Genomic DNA, 14,499 nt, shown 5'->3' on the forward strand with positions numbered 1-14,499 from the left:
ATAATGTTGATCAACTAAACCTCAGATAACTATGCAAGTTTACCCAAGTTCTTTATAGCCAACCACTACGATTGCTTTATATTATATTTAATGTATTTATATTCTGTATGTTACAGTGCAAAAACTGTTCCTAAGCTTTCTAAACAACAGATGTGTCAAAGATACACCATGAACGGGGTGCTTTAAAACATATTATATACTATGTCGTATTTTAACGCGTAAATGTTACAGATGCAGTTTTTATTGTTTTAAAATGACATTTGTAAAGTGAACGAGATGCTTTGATCAGTACTGTATAGTGCTGATGATTTGCTAATTTTAAACAAGCAGCTTTAAATCCGTTATTGTGAAAAAACTATACACATTGTTTTTATTGTGTACACTAAGCGCTAATGTGAATGCGCAGGTACGCAAATTTTCTACTGCCGAGATAGGCCGTTATAAGCAGCAAGCAAAGGCGGTTACCATAATCCGCGATAATTACGGCGTGCCGCATATTTATGGTAATACAGATGCATCGGTAGTTTTTGGGCTGATGTATACGCAATGCGAAGATAATTTTAAAGGTATAGAGCGTAATTACCTGTACCAACTGGGCCGCCAGGCCGAAGCCGATGGCGAAGGCAAGCTGTTTGAAGATGTACAGCTGCAACTTATTGCCGATAGCGCTGATGCCATAAAAGATTACAACCAAAGCTCCCCATATTTTAAAAAACTAATGGACGCCTTTGCAGATGGCATCAACTACTACCTATATAAACACCCGGAAGTTAAGCCGCTTGTTTTTACAAAATTTAAACCCTGGTATGCCCTGATGTTTACCGATGGCAGCGTTGCCGCTACAGAAACCGGCGACATCAGCCCACGCGAAACACAGGCATTTTATACCGGCGATACTTATAAAACAGGGGCTACATACCCCTCTCAATCGCTTATAAAAGATACTGGTGAAAGAGAGATAGGCTCCAATGGGTTTGCAATTGCGCCCTCGCGGTCGGCAAGCGGGCATGCTATGCTTTATATCAACCCGCATGTGCCGTTCTATTTCAGGAGCGAGGTTGGGCTAAACAGTAAAGAAGGGCTGCATGCCTACGGGGCGGTTACCTGGGGGCAGTTTTTTGTATATCAGGGCTTTAACCAGCATTGCGGCTGGATGCACACCAGCAGCTATGCCGATGTGGGCGATCTGTACGCCGAAAAGGTGACACAGCAAAATGGCAAATGGTTTTACGAGTATGATGGCAAACTAAAACCTGTAACTACCCGCCAGCTGAAGTTGAACATAAAACAGGGCGATACCTATGCTACCCGTAATATCACTGCTTATTATACGCATCACGGCCCGGTAATAGCCGGTAAAGATGGCAAGTGGCTGGCGCTGAAACACAATAACCGCTCGTATAAGGCTTTGCTGGAATCATGGCAAATCACAAAAGCAAGCAGCATGGCCGAATATAAAAAAGCGATGGGCCTGTTATCAAACACCAGTAATAATACGGTGTATGCGGATGATAAAGGTAACATCGCGTTCTGGTACGGTAATTTTATGCCAAAGCGCGATACGCAGTTTAACTGGAACCTGCCTGTGGATGGCAGCACTTCTGCTACCGAATGGAAAGGCCTACATGGTGTTAACGAGATTGTACATGTTTATAACCCTGCAACAGGATATATCCAAAATTGTAACTCAACCCCATTTACCTCATCGGGAGTTGCCAGCCCCGATAAAACAAAATACCCCGCCTACATGGCGCCTGATGGTGAAAATTATCGTGGTATCAACGCCATTAATTTGCTCGGTAACGGAAAAGGCATTACGCTGGATGGCCTTATTGCCAAAGGTTACGATAAATACCTGGCTGCTTTTGATGACCTGCTGCCCGCTTTATTTGCATCGTATAATAATGCGCCTGACAGCCTGAAGGCTCAGCTTGCCGAACCTATTGACATCTTAAAAGCATGGGACAAGCGCAGTTCGGCAGCATCGGTGGCTACTACATTAGCGGTTAATTGGGGAGCCTTAATGTTCGGGGCTATACCCGCAGCCCAACCTGGCGAGGGCAGCTACCAGGTAAAAAGAACCCGGGAGATGTTGCAAACCCTGCCGGCAAACACGCCGCTGCAAATACTTGGTATGGCCATGCAGGACCTTCAAAGACGTTTCGGCTCATGGAAGGTGCAGTGGGGCGATATTAACCGTTACCAGCGCCCGGCAGATGGCGTAAGTTTTAGTGATAGCGAACCTAGCATCCCCGTAGGGGCAACCTCTTCGCTTTTTGGGCAGTTGCCCTCATACCAAAGTCGTACCATGCAAACAAATAAGCGGTACGGTTACTCGGGCAACAGTTTTATTGCCGCTATTGATTTTGGGCCGAAAGTAAAAGCAAAAACCATTATAACCGGCGGTCAATCCTTCAACGTGCAATCCAGGCATTTTACAGATCAGGCCGAAGGGTACATTAACGGTAAATTTAAGGATGTGCTGTTTTATAAAGAGGATGTATTGAAGCATGTGGAGAAAAGCTATCACCCGTAGCATCAATATCCTAAAAAGTTTAATTTAGTAGCCTAAACCTAATTGATTGAAAATTAAATTCTTTTTACTGCTGTTTCTTGCATCCGTATGCTTAAATGCCGGCGCACAACAAGCACCATATGGCCAGGTAGATATCGACGACCTTAAACTTACCACCTGCGATTTTGAAAAAGGGGCCAATGCCATGGTGCTGTTTGATGTTGCAAAAGTAGCTTATAACAATTCTTATTATGTTGTTATGAACCGGCATAAGCGCGTTAAGATATTTACCACAGAAGGTATCTCTGCTGCGGATATGCGGATAGAATACTGGGGCGGTGGCCATAATGAAGTGGTCAAAAATGTAGAAGCATCTACTTATAACCTGGTGAATGGTAAGGTTGAACGGGTTGTTCTGGATAAAACACAAATAGTAAACGTTAAGGTTGATAAACAGCGCAGGGCAATTGTGTTTGTTTTCCCTAATATTAAGCCCGGCTCGGTTATCGAATATAAGTACACCCTGCAAACGCCATATGTGTACAATTATCCCAGTTGGGCGTTTCAAAAGCTTATCCCAACAAGGTATAGCGAGATAGATGGCAGCTTTGAGAACGAGTACCGTTTTAATACAATACAAAAAACCACTCAAAAACTCGATATCGACAGTGCTGTTAAAGTTAAATTTGGCAGCAGGCATATCTGGGCAATGAAAAATATCCCGGCTTTTAGGGTAGAACCCTACATGCACTCCATTGAAGATAATATTCAAAGTATTTATTTCAAACATAGCCGACGATTTAGCTTTTGGGGGGCTGTAACAACCGAAGCGTTGGAGGATGTGGATTTTGGGTTGCAGTTTATGAAAAAACTGGACGCAGAAGAACCTGTAATTGCCAGGGCCAAGGCTATGAAAACGGATAACGAAAAAATGGAATATCTGTTTAATACGGTTAAAAACACGGTTGCATGGAATGAAGTGAATGCATGGTATACGGTAGATGGTATACAAAAAGCCTGGAAGCAAAAGAAAGGGAACTCTACCGAAATAAACCTGATTTTGTATCATTTGTTAAAAGCGAGTGGTGTAAACCCTAAACTGATACTTTTTGGAACCCGCGACAATGGTGAACTGGAAACCGATAACATTGGTTTTGGCCGTTTAAATAAAACGGTTGTGCAGGTGCCGATAGATTCGTTAAACTACTACGTGTTAGATGCTACTGATAAATACAACACGTTTAATAATACGCCATCGGATCTGCTGAACCTGAATATGCTGAGTATTGAGCCCGAAACAAAGAACTTCGAACTGGTAAAATTGAATAATAACCAGCAATCGGAGGAGGTGGTTTTTGTGAACGCAGAGATAAAATTATCAGGCAAAATGGAAGGATCTACACAGCGAAGCAGTTCTACATATAAACGTATTGATAAGCTGCAGTTGTATGATAAGGTAGGAGAGGTAAAATATATAGAGAGCGAAATAAAGGATAAGAATAAAGGGGTAACGATTACCGATTATAAAATAATGAATGCCAAAGTTGATAGCCTGCCCCTGCGAGAGGACTTTAACTTTAAACTTGATATGACCGGTTTTGACGGTGATTACATCTACTTTAGCCCCAACCTATTTACAGGCCTTGATGCAAACCCATTCATAAACGATACGCGTTTCTCTGATATTGATTTTATATACCTTAACAGGTACCTCATTAACGGGCGGTACAAAATACCTGCGGGTTATAAGATAGATGCGCTGCCAAAATCGCAAACTATTGTAATGCCCGATAACAGCATCAGTTTTAAACGCGTTATTGGCGAAATAGAAGGTGCAATTATTGTGAATTACAAAATAGGTTTTGGAAAAGCAAAATACAGCCGCGACGAGTATAAAAGCCTGCACGATTTTTATAAAATCATGTATGAAATGCTAAATGAACAAATAGTATTGAAAAAGCAACCCGTAAAACCATAAGCTATAAAGCAACCCGCTTACGGACCAACTTGTAATCAAAATTTGATTATATTTGTTTATCACAATTAAATGAAAAGATACTGCTTAATACTGGCGATATTTTGCTTTTGCTCAACTGTACGGGCGCAAAGCATTTCTTTTTTCGACCTGACAAACTTAACCAACCTTAGCGATGGGCAGGCGCATACTTACTTAACCCTTGGCAACGTATTTAAGCATCAATACTTGGAAGAGGTTGATGGTAAAAAGATTGAGCATTTTCGTTCACGGTCTAACAAGGTAAAGGAACAGAGCATTACCATTGGCGAAAACACCATCCTATCAAACGGCACCATTTTGCGTACCGTTACCTACGATACCCGCGACCCGCAACACATTGTAAACCTCATAGCGCAGGCACGCAGGGCAAAACTTATCATGAAATTTCAAGGGCAGGATGCGTACAACAATATCTACAAGTTTGATAACGAGTTTTACTTCATTACCATGCTGATAAGCACTACAGAAAATAAAGGATCGGTAGTGGTTACGCAAAAAGAATTTGCGGGGTACTAAATAAAAAATCCCCGGCTATTGCAGGGGATCGTTATAAATAATGGTAGTTGTTACTTACCTATCAAAGCCGGGTCAAATACACTTTTATCTATCGGCTGGTTTGCTTTAATATCCTGATAAACTTCGGTTTGCAATAGTTTATCATTGATGTAAAACTTACAAAGGGTTTCGCTCCAGGCGCCTTCTACCATTTTGTGCTCTTCAAAAGTAGCTTCCATTTTACCGTTTTTATCGTACTTAAAGTAACGTACGGCAACCAGTTTTTCTTTATCTATCCAAAGCTGGTTTACCTTCTCATCATCATTGGCCGATCCTAACACATAAACCGCTTTCCCTTTCCAGGTGCTTTCGTGGCCTTTGCTCAGGTCGAAATGCAGGGTATTAAAATGTACGAACACCTGGTCGATGGTGGTAAAGTACATGCCTCCCAAAAAGAAGATCAGCTCGTTCTCATCCCTTGTTGAGCGTACCACCTTATTGTTGCGGAAAACGTAGGATGAATCGCCCCGGTAAATAACGCCGTTGCCTGTTTGCTCGCCAAAATCAATCCGCAGCATATCCGGGTAAACAATACGCTCATGCCATACATCTGTTTTTACCAGTGTATCATTACGGTAGCGCCCGGTAGTTTGGGTAAACGTTAATGATGTATGCCATTTGTTATGGTAACGGCTATACATTTTTTTAATAACCTCGGTTGAGGTTAGCTGCTTTGGCAAGGTAACCCCCCATACCGATAGTAGCGTTACTATAGAGGTGATGATGGATAATAGGTGCTTCATATAATCAGGGATATTTACGCATTATGCGGTTAATTCTTCATAAGCGGCGGTAAGGCTGCGCTGAATACCATCGCCCTGCCACCCGGTTACGCCCGGTATTGCGGTTGTGGCTAAAATTTGCTCTTTGGTTTTGCCGGCTTTTATGCTGCCGTCAACATAAGCCACCAGTTTTTCCATATAGTTTTGCATGGCTTTCAGGTCGGCCATGGTGCCGGTAACTTTTACGGGGTCAAACGCGTGGCCAAAAACAAATATGGTATCCTTGTTAAATTGCTTTTGTGCCTGTTCTAAAGCTACGGCCCAGTGCTTGCATGATGCACCTGCACTACGGTCAACATAGGGGTGCATGCGGTTAAATACCTGGTCGCCGCAATGTACAATGTTGGCATGCTCAAAGTGGATAAAGCTATCGCCATTAGTATGGCCGGGGCCAAAATAGTGGGCGGTAATGCGCTCGTCGCCAACTTTAGCTTTCCATTTATCGGTGTAGGTGATGTTGGGGTATAGCTGCTTATCATCGGTGTTTTGTTTGGCTGCCGCCGCCTTTTGGTTTGTTAGCGAGTTGGCATGCGCCGCAACGTTTTTAGCAATGCCTTTAAAAGAGATGTTCCCGCTGGTATGGTCGCCGTGGTGATGGGTGTTGATCAGCCATTGAAAAGGCTGATCGCTTTTCTTTTTAAGCTCGGTTATCAGGTGCGTTGCCGGCTCAGGGAACTCGGCATCAACACAAACAATACCTTCTTTATTCACCATCCAGATGATGGTGCCGCCCTGCTCGGTAAAAATACCCACATTGTTGCGTAAGGGGGTGAGCTTATATTCGGGGGCGGCCAGCATCGCTGCAAGGCTTTTATTGCTTAAAAACGACAACGAACCGGCAGCTAAAGCGGTGTTTATTAAAAATTTACGACGTTCCATATAGATTAGAGAATAGATATTAGATGATTAGAGGTCAGTTAAATTTATGTTTTATTTTAAAGTTTTTCAGCCCTGCTTTAAATCTTTAAGGATTTAGAATTTCCCCGATTAATACTGATGAAACGCATCCGACACAAATTGCAGCACCACAGGTAACGATGCCCGCCAGTAAGTCCAGTTATGGGCGCCATCCCTAACACGGTACTCATGCGGAATTTCTTTTTTGCGCATCAGGTTATGCACTAAACCATTGCCTTCGTACAAAAAGTCGTCATCGCCAACATCCATAAACCAGCGCACGGCTTTTTTCTGTGCGTCGGGCATAGCGTTCATCAGGGGTATTACGCTGTAGCGGTTATAATAGTTGCTTATGGTACTATCGGGCAGGTTAGGGTTATTTTTGCTGAGGCCGGCCTTGGCATCATCTAAACTCAGGAAACCCGTGGCCGCGCTCAGCGGGCATGCCGATGAGAACATCTCCGGGTGGTGCAGGGCGTATACAAAACTGCCGCCGCCGCCCATGCTAAGGCCTGCCACCGCGCGGAAACGCTTGTCGCTTTTTACGCGGTATTTTTTCTCAACAAAGGGCACCAGTTCATTAAAAAAGAAGTCTTCATAATTCCAGTCGCCTTTTATATCGTTAAAGTAGCCCCGCCTGCCTGTGTTGGCATCGGGCATAATAATGATCATCGGGGTGGCAATACCATCGCGAATGGCTTTATCGGTAATGTTAAGTACCTCGCCAAATTGTACCCAGCCGGTTTGGTCGTCGCCGGCGCCATGCAGCAGGTAAAGTATGGGGTAGCTGCGGCCGCTGCTCTCATAATCAGGCGGCAGGTAAACGGCATATTTACGCTCGCTTTTCAGGATCTTACTGGTGAGGGTTAAATTATCATACACCTTACCGGTTTGCGCAAGCAGCACAAAGGGGCAAAGCATCAGCAATAAAACAGCTAATTTTTTCATGAAGGTTTAATTTGGTTGATGCAACAGGGGGATTGCGTTGGCTAAATTTAGGGATTTTAATTTTAGTTTGAATGGGGTGGATAGGTGATTGTTAAATTATTGAATATTAAGGATTAAATGTTATTGAGGTAGGTAGTTGATGGGGGATTTGTTATTACCGGATCGAGTGGTTCATTGTTGGGTAAATAAGGGTTTTAAATTATTTAATAGATGTTAATTATCATGGCGTTGCCTGATTTGAGGACTGGTAATGAACGAGCGGTGGCCTGACAGAAAAGCGGGCCAAAAGGTAAAGGCCAGTGCGGGGAAGCTTTTTTCTGTCTTGATTTTTTGCTACTTTTTGATCAAGCAAAAAGTAGTAGCCCTCCCGCGGCAATGAGCGGGCGGATTACTACAGTGGTACACTAAAGATGAGAGATGCCAATGTGTATCGGGAGATTGCTTCGTATCTTGTAAAGCCGCGCGGGGAGGAGATCAACAAACATTTTTACCCCAATGCGCAATTTTCCCCGTATCTCATTAACTTTACCCACGCATGCAACAACCACCCGCCGATAGAACCAAATGGCTGTACCTTTTTATAGGGCTTGCTGTTCTGCTAAATTTCAGCGGGTTGTTTATCCCCATACTGGCGCCTGATGGTACCCTTTACGCGGTAATTGCCAAAACCATGGTGCAGCGTAACGATTACGTGCAGCTGTTTGTACACAACGCCGACTGGCTGGATAAGCCGCATTTTCCGTTTTGGATAACCGCATTTTCGTTTAAGCTTTTTGGCTTTACTACCTGGGCCTACAAACTGCCGGGCATTTTATTTATGCTGATGGGGGCGGCCTATACCTATAAACTGGCCAGGGCGCTTTACACCAAAGAGATTGCCTTATGGTCGGTGTTGATTTTGCTTACTGCACAGCACATCATCCTGTCGAACAACGATGTACGTGCCGAACCTTATTTAACCGGGTTGATCATTGCCTCGGTATATCATTTTTACAGGGCCTATAGCAGCAAAAGCTTTTGGCAACTGGTGCTGGCATCGCTGTTTACCGCTTGCGCTATCATGACCAAGGGGATGTTTGCACTGATCCCCATTGGCGGGGCCATAGCTGGGCACCTGGCCATTACTAAACAGTGGAAACAACTTTTTAACCCGCGCTGGCTGCTTGCAGCCGTGCTGATATTGATCTTCATCCTGCCGGAAATTTATTGCCTGTATGAGCAATTTGACGCGCACCCCGAAAAACTGGTGTTTGATACACATGGCGTATCGGGTATTAAATTCTTTTTCTGGGATAGCCAGTTCGGGCGCTTCTTTAATACCGGCCCCATCAAAGGGCACGGCGACCCAAGCTTTTTTGTGCATACCACACTTTGGGCGTTTTTGCCATGGTCGTTGATATTGTTTGCCGCTATATGGCATTTTATAAAAACAGGGGTAAAGGATGTGCAGAAACGCGAGTGGCTTTGCATTAGCGGGGCATTGCTTACGTTCCTGCTGTTTTCGGCATCAAAATTCCAGTTGCCGCATTATTTGAATATTGTGTTCCCGTTCTTCGCTATTATCGCAGCGCAATACCTTGTGGGCTTGCAATCCGAGCGGACGATAAAAACCATCAGGGCGGTACAGATAGGGCTGGTGGCTATGCTGCTTGTTGTAATAGCCGCACTGCATTACTTTTTTAAACCCAGTGAGTTTTGGTGGGATGACGGGCTTACAATATTGGTATGGCTTGGGCTGCTGATTATACTACCGGGCAATTTTGGCAATACCGATTTTAGGCAAACGGCTTTCCGTACACTCATTGTAGCTTTTGTGGTGAACCTGTATCTGAACCTGGTTTTTTATCCATCGCTATTAAAGTACCAGACCGGTAGCGAGGCCGCTGTTTGGATAAACCAAAACAACCCGCAAAACCTGCCCGTTGTACAAAGCTGGGAGGATGCCAATTACCCCATGGAGTTTTACCTTAACCAACCGCTTACAGTGGTTAATGAAGATGGCACGGGCAAATTACCGGCACCGCCATTTATATTTTATGGCCCGGCTACTGTTGCAGCCTCATTAGCTGCAAAAGGATATAAAGTTCAGCATTTAGCGTCATTTGAGCGGTATTGGGTATCGCGACTTAAACCCGCGTTTTTAAATAGTACTACCCGCTCAAAACAAGTTACCACAATGGAAGTGGTGATGGTGAAATAATAGTTAATAAAACACTCACAACCTGTATCATACACCATACTACCCGCGTAATGTAATTACCGGGTGAAAATAGTACACTATAATTGATCTTAGGGACGCATCGCCCTTATTTAAAGTTCTTTAATGCTTGTGCAAAAGCATGGCTATTGCTGGCAGCCTTCCCGGTACCTGCCAGCAATGCATAAAGGTAGCTATGGATGATGCGTTCTTTTTTTAAGCAATAACCCCACCCATCAGCGGGTCAGAATAGCTTGAGCTACCTGTTTCTACCCTGCCTGCATAACGCTTCTCAAAATCGCCGTAACCTTTTACCCTGATGCTGAAATCGTACCAGCCGTGTTGTTTGCTCAGATCAAGCTTAATGGTTTGCGGCGCAAAGCTTTCCTGCTGAATGGTTAGCTGTTTTGCGCCGGTTTTGTAAGCGTTATCAATCACATCAACCGTTATAGGCGTGTTAGTGCCAATGAGCCAAAAGGTAAGAACCACATTGCCTGTTAGTTTTTTGCCGTTGGTTTGATAGGTGAATTGCACACCAATGCCCGGGTCGTTAGCGTTGCCTTTAAATGCGCGGTAGAAACCGTTTGGCCCGTAGGTACGCAGGTAATAGTTATTGTTCTCAAATTCGTTTAGCGGCCAGCTGTCGGTCAGTGTATCGCCGGCTTTGGCGGCATAGCTCCAGGTGCGTACGGCTTCCATTTTCTGCGGATCATGGAAAGAGGCATAGTTACCCGGCGCATAAACGTTGAACGGCGCACCAACTGCTTGAGCACCAAAAGCAGTATTGCCCGCCTTGAATTTTATCTCGAAGGTTTTCTTATCCTCACTTAACAGTCCATCGGCATAAAGTTCGTATGGCAGCGCACACGATGGTTTGATGCCCGGTTCCTGTTTAGGCATGTAGGGCGAGGTATGCGGCGCTTTTTTGATCAGCGCGATATCATCAGCGGTTAACAGCTTATAATCATCAGGCAGCTTTTTAAATTGCGCCTTATGGATGCTTTCTGCAGATGTTTCTTTATTCAAAAAGTGAAGCGGTGCCAGTTTCTCACCATGATACGGCCTGAAGACCGAAGTAAGGTCGCCACAAACAGTTCTGCGCCACTCGCTGATGTTACTTTCCTTGATTTTTTTGCCTGTTTTTTTAGCGAGGAATTTCTCTAAAAACTGCAGGCTCGATGTATGATCAAATACTTCTGAATTTACGTAGCCACCCCGGCTCCATGGCGAGGCAACGATCATCGGTACCCGGTAACCCAGGCCAATGGCGTTTTCGCGGTCGTAATTATTAGGGAAGCCTTTACGCTCTTTTTCCTGTTCTAAGGTTACAAACTCTACGCGCGTATCAATCCCGTCAGATACCTTGCCAGTGCCTTTTTTGTGCGAATGAGGGGCGGTAAAAGGCGGAATATGGTCGAAATATCCGTCGTTTTCGTCGTAAGTGAGGATGAAAATGGTCTTTTTCCAAACCTCAGGGTTATGGGTAAGTATATCCAAAACTTCCGACAGGTACCAGGCCCCGTACCACGGCGCACCGGGATGATCGGAGAAGTTCTCGGGTGCGGTAAGCCACGATACGGTTGGCAATTTGCCGGTTTTTACATCCTGCCTGAATTGATGAAGTACATCACCTTTAGGCACCTGCATTTCGCGTTGAACACCGTTGTCGTTATACTTTAGCGTAGTAAGTTTATGATAATCAGGGTCGCCTATGTTGGTGGTAAAAGCTTTAAGGTGCAGGCTTTTTTCGCGTGCGGTGAGCTTGTCGAAAGCGCCGGGTTCCAAAATAGTTTTGTTGTTGTTAATGCTATCCAGCTCCTCCTGCAGTTGTTTTAACTGCTTTTTTACTTTAACACGGCTGGTATCGTCGGCTGGCAGATTATCCAGTTTTGCCCGGGTATCTGCCATTTTTTTGGGTAATGCAATTAGCTGGCGTTTTAAATGTGCTATATGCTTATCGTGCAGTTTAACATTGTACTGTTTGAAAAATTCCAGGTTGTTATCGGTAAAGTTTGATAACCAGGAATCTTCTTCGCCTTCAAAACCAACCCCAACCGAGATCTCGTTTTGGTAACATTTCCAGGAGATGCCGTTATCTTCCAAACGTTCGGGGAAGGTGGTCCAGTCGAGTGTGCCGAAATCAGAATCTTCATTCCACACGTTTGGCCTCGAATTTTCATCCTGTTCCTTACGGATAGTTCCACTCCACAAAAAGTGGCGGTTAGGGGTCGTGCCGGTTAACGATGAGCAAAAATGCTGATCGCAAACGGTAAAGGCATCTGCCAGGGCGTAATTAAAAGGGAGATCGCTACGGTTATGAAAACCCAGCGTTAATGGCATATCCCTGTATTCTTCGTTGCCAGATTGTTTCTCGTTCAGCCATTGGTCAAACTTGCCATCGTTGCGTGCGTTTACCTGGTTGCTCCAGCTGTGCGGTAACGAGCTCATCCAGGTTGACCGGGTGTTTTTGATATCGAGGTGGAATGGGGCGTAAGTTTCGCCCTTTTTGTTTGATTGCAGCCAAACCGGGTTCTTGTTAGGCAGGTCTATAATGCGCGGATCGTTATATCCCCGTACGCCTTTTAAAGTGCCAAAGCAATGGTCGAACGAGCGGTTCTCCTGCATCAGTATTACCACGTGTTCGGCATCCATCCAGGTGGTGCCCGGAGCGGGGTTAATAGCCATAGCCTTTTGGATAGAGGCAGGTAATAAGTTTGTTAACCCGGCAGCACCGGTAAGTATGGCTGCCTTTTTTATAAAATCTCTGCGAGTATCTGACATAGCGCTAAATTATCAAACCCAAATTAATTGGCTGTAAAGTATAGTAATGATATTATTATATTATTGTAAAGTAAGTACGTATAATAAAAGCGTTGCTTCGCCCGGCGGAGTAACCAAACCGTTGCGTACAAAACCGCACCTTTCTAACAAACGTTGTGAGCGTACATTGGCATCTGTTGTGGTAGCAAATAATTTATCAACCGCATAAGTATCTTTTATATATTGTAGGGATGCCAGGCAGGCCTCATAGGCAAACCCACGCCCTTCAAACCCGGGCAGAAATGCAAAACCCAGATCGGGCCTGTCAAGGTAATCGCGCTTAAACAGGCCGCACATACCAATGGGTTCGTTGGTGTTGTTAAGGCTCACCAGCCAGGGGCCATAACCATATTTGGCATATAAACCCTGCGGGCCATTGGTAATATAATTAACCGCATCCTGATGTGTGTTAATATTCCTGTCGCCAATAAATTGTTTCCAGGTTGGTGTATTCAGTAATTCAAAAATAAAGGCGGCATCATCAACAGCAAAGTGGCGTAGGTTGATATTTTTTGATTGAAAGATAATATCAGACATATTAAATCTAAGCTATAAATTACCTGCAACCGGTACAAATTTTAGTGTGAAGAAAAATTAAATCTTTGCGACCTCTGTGTTCAACTATATGCAATTACTCAGTGCCCTCTGTGGTTAAAACGTTAACCTTGTTTTTCTCGCAAACATTTACTTATTTGTACTATCAATAAACGGATACCTCACACATCCAAAAACCTATGAAAAAATACTGCCTCACCCTCGACCTGAAAGACGATGCCGACCTGATTGCCCAATACGAAGAGCAGCACAAAGCCATCTGGCCCGAAATAAGGGATAGCATTACTACAGCAGGTATCACCAATATGGAGATCTATCGATTAGGTACCCGCCTGTTTATGATCATAGAGGCCGATGAAAGGTTCAATTTTTCGAAAAAAGCCGCTATGGATGCAGGCAACGCCAAAGTACAGCAATGGGAAAACCTGATGTGGAAATATCAACAGCCTATAAAAGGTGCGCTTGCCGGCGAGAAATGGGTTCTGATGGATAAAATATTCCAACTATAAATACACCACCAATATGAGAAGGAAACTGTTACTGCTTTGTTTACTATTTGCTGTTATCGCAAGTCGCTCAAACGCGCAGGTGCCATACGTGCCTACTGCCGACAACCTGGCCGCCAGGCAAAAGTTTCAGGATATGAAATTTGGCCTGTTCATTCACTGGGGCATCTACAGCATTTTGGGCGATGGCGAATGGGTTATGCATAATAAGAAGATCCCTTATGATAGTTATAAACGCCTGGCAGGTTTCTTTAACCCGCAGGAATTTAATGCTAAAGAATGGGTGGCCTTCGCCAAAAAGGCTGGCATGAAATATATCACCATTACATCGCGCCACCATGATGGGTTTAGCATGTTTGGTACTAAAATGTCGCCGTATAACATTGTGGATGCCACGCCGTATCGTAAAGACCCGTTGATGGAACTGGCTAAAGAATGCGAAAAGGAAGGTATAGAACTACATTTTTACTATTCGTTGCTTGACTGGGGCAGGCCCGATTATGCTTTTGGTAGCGATATAGTAGATGGCAAACCCGTTAAAGGCGATTGGGACAGCTATATTAAATTCATGAAAGACCAGCTAACCGAACTGATCACCAAATATCCGGGTGTAAAAGGTATTTGGTTTGATGGCGATTGGGAGCGTACAAAAGTTAACTGGCATTATGATGAAATTTACGGGTTGATCCATAAACTTAACCCCGCCA

General features: G+C 44.2%; 11 protein-coding genes. 6 read left to right on the forward strand and 5 right to left on the reverse strand.

Features of this window, described 5'->3' with window-relative positions:
- Nucleotides 1-346 precede the first annotated feature (346 nt).
- The 3 genes from WC615_RS09180 (at nt 347) to WC615_RS09190 (ending at nt 5,048) form a co-directional block, all read left to right on the forward strand.
- Nucleotides 347-2,536, forward strand: a complete 2,190-nt coding sequence (locus tag WC615_RS09180) for a penicillin acylase family protein (RefSeq protein WP_372977808.1) — start codon at nt 347-349, stop codon at nt 2,534-2,536.
- Between the two features lie 46 nt (nt 2,537-2,582).
- The gene (locus WC615_RS09185; RefSeq protein ID WP_372977809.1) at nt 2,583-4,493 is read left to right on the forward strand and encodes a DUF3857 domain-containing protein; all 1,911 of its coding nucleotides are present in this window, start codon (nt 2,583-2,585) and stop codon (nt 4,491-4,493) included.
- Between the two features lie 69 nt (nt 4,494-4,562).
- Nucleotides 4,563-5,048: a hypothetical protein gene (locus WC615_RS09190; RefSeq protein WP_372977810.1), complete on the forward strand. Its 486-nt coding sequence runs from the start codon at nt 4,563-4,565 to the stop codon at nt 5,046-5,048.
- Between the two features lie 50 nt (nt 5,049-5,098).
- Here WC615_RS09190 and WC615_RS09195 read toward each other — a convergent pair whose 3' ends face one another.
- From WC615_RS09195 to WC615_RS09205, 3 genes are all read right to left on the reverse strand, one after another.
- Nucleotides 5,099-5,830, reverse strand: coding sequence for a hypothetical protein (locus tag WC615_RS09195; protein WP_372977811.1), 732 nt, complete (start codon nt 5,828-5,830; stop codon nt 5,099-5,101).
- A 21-nt stretch (nt 5,831-5,851) separates the two neighbouring features.
- Entirely contained in the window at nt 5,852-6,748 is an 897-nt protein-coding gene (locus WC615_RS09200) for an MBL fold metallo-hydrolase (protein ID WP_372977812.1), read from the reverse strand.
- A gap of 108 nt (nt 6,749-6,856) precedes the next feature.
- Nucleotides 6,857-7,714, reverse strand: coding sequence for an alpha/beta hydrolase (locus tag WC615_RS09205; RefSeq protein ID WP_372977813.1), 858 nt, complete (start codon nt 7,712-7,714; stop codon nt 6,857-6,859).
- Between the two features lie 535 nt (nt 7,715-8,249).
- Here WC615_RS09205 and WC615_RS09210 point away from each other — a divergent pair.
- A complete protein-coding gene (locus WC615_RS09210) occupies nt 8,250-9,914 on the forward strand; it encodes an ArnT family glycosyltransferase (RefSeq protein ID WP_372977814.1) in 1,665 nt (554 codons plus the stop codon).
- Nucleotides 9,915-10,127: 213 nt separating this feature from the next.
- Here WC615_RS09210 and WC615_RS09215 read toward each other — a convergent pair whose 3' ends face one another.
- Together WC615_RS09215 and WC615_RS09220 are read right to left on the reverse strand one after the other, a co-directional pair.
- Nucleotides 10,128-12,692: a phosphocholine-specific phospholipase C gene (locus tag WC615_RS09215; RefSeq protein WP_372977815.1), complete on the reverse strand. Its 2,565-nt coding sequence runs from the start codon at nt 12,690-12,692 to the stop codon at nt 10,128-10,130.
- A 60-nt stretch (nt 12,693-12,752) separates the two neighbouring features.
- On the reverse strand, nt 12,753-13,268 hold the full coding sequence (locus tag WC615_RS09220; protein ID WP_372977816.1) for a GNAT family N-acetyltransferase: 516 nt from the start codon (nt 13,266-13,268) through the stop codon (nt 12,753-12,755).
- Nucleotides 13,269-13,465: 197 nt separating this feature from the next.
- Between WC615_RS09220 and WC615_RS09225 the strand changes: the two genes are divergently transcribed.
- Nucleotides 13,466-13,795 carry an L-rhamnose mutarotase gene (locus WC615_RS09225; RefSeq protein ID WP_372977817.1) on the forward strand — a complete coding sequence of 110 codons (330 nt, stop codon included), beginning with the start codon at nt 13,466-13,468 and terminating at the stop codon, nt 13,793-13,795.
- 13 nt (nt 13,796-13,808) lie between these two features.
- A partial coding sequence (locus WC615_RS09230; RefSeq protein WP_372977818.1) for an alpha-L-fucosidase occupies nt 13,809-14,499 on the forward strand: 691 nt, incomplete at its 3' end.

Source organism: Mucilaginibacter sp., from assembly GCF_041663085.1.
GTDB lineage: Bacteria > Bacteroidota > Bacteroidia > Sphingobacteriales > Sphingobacteriaceae > Mucilaginibacter.

Bases quoted from the DNA above. Each gene is read 5' to 3' on its own strand.
- WC615_RS09225 (WP_372977817.1), top strand. From the start codon at position 13,466: ATGAAAAAATACTGCCTCACCCTCGACCTGAAAGACGATGCCGACCTG.
- WC615_RS09195 (WP_372977811.1), bottom strand. From the start codon at position 5,830: ATGAAGCACCTATTATCCATCATCACCTCTATAGTAACGCTACTATCG.
- WC615_RS09205 (WP_372977813.1), bottom strand. From the start codon at position 7,714: ATGAAAAAATTAGCTGTTTTATTGCTGATGCTTTGCCCCTTTGTGCTG.
- WC615_RS09215 (WP_372977815.1), bottom strand. From the start codon at position 12,692: ATGTCAGATACTCGCAGAGATTTTATAAAAAAGGCAGCCATACTTACC.
- WC615_RS09200 (WP_372977812.1), bottom strand. From the start codon at position 6,748: ATGGAACGTCGTAAATTTTTAATAAACACCGCTTTAGCTGCCGGTTCG.
- WC615_RS09210 (WP_372977814.1), top strand. From the start codon at position 8,250: ATGCAACAACCACCCGCCGATAGAACCAAATGGCTGTACCTTTTTATA.
- WC615_RS09220 (WP_372977816.1), bottom strand. From the start codon at position 13,268: ATGTCTGATATTATCTTTCAATCAAAAAATATCAACCTACGCCACTTT.
- WC615_RS09190 (WP_372977810.1), top strand. From the start codon at position 4,563: ATGAAAAGATACTGCTTAATACTGGCGATATTTTGCTTTTGCTCAACT.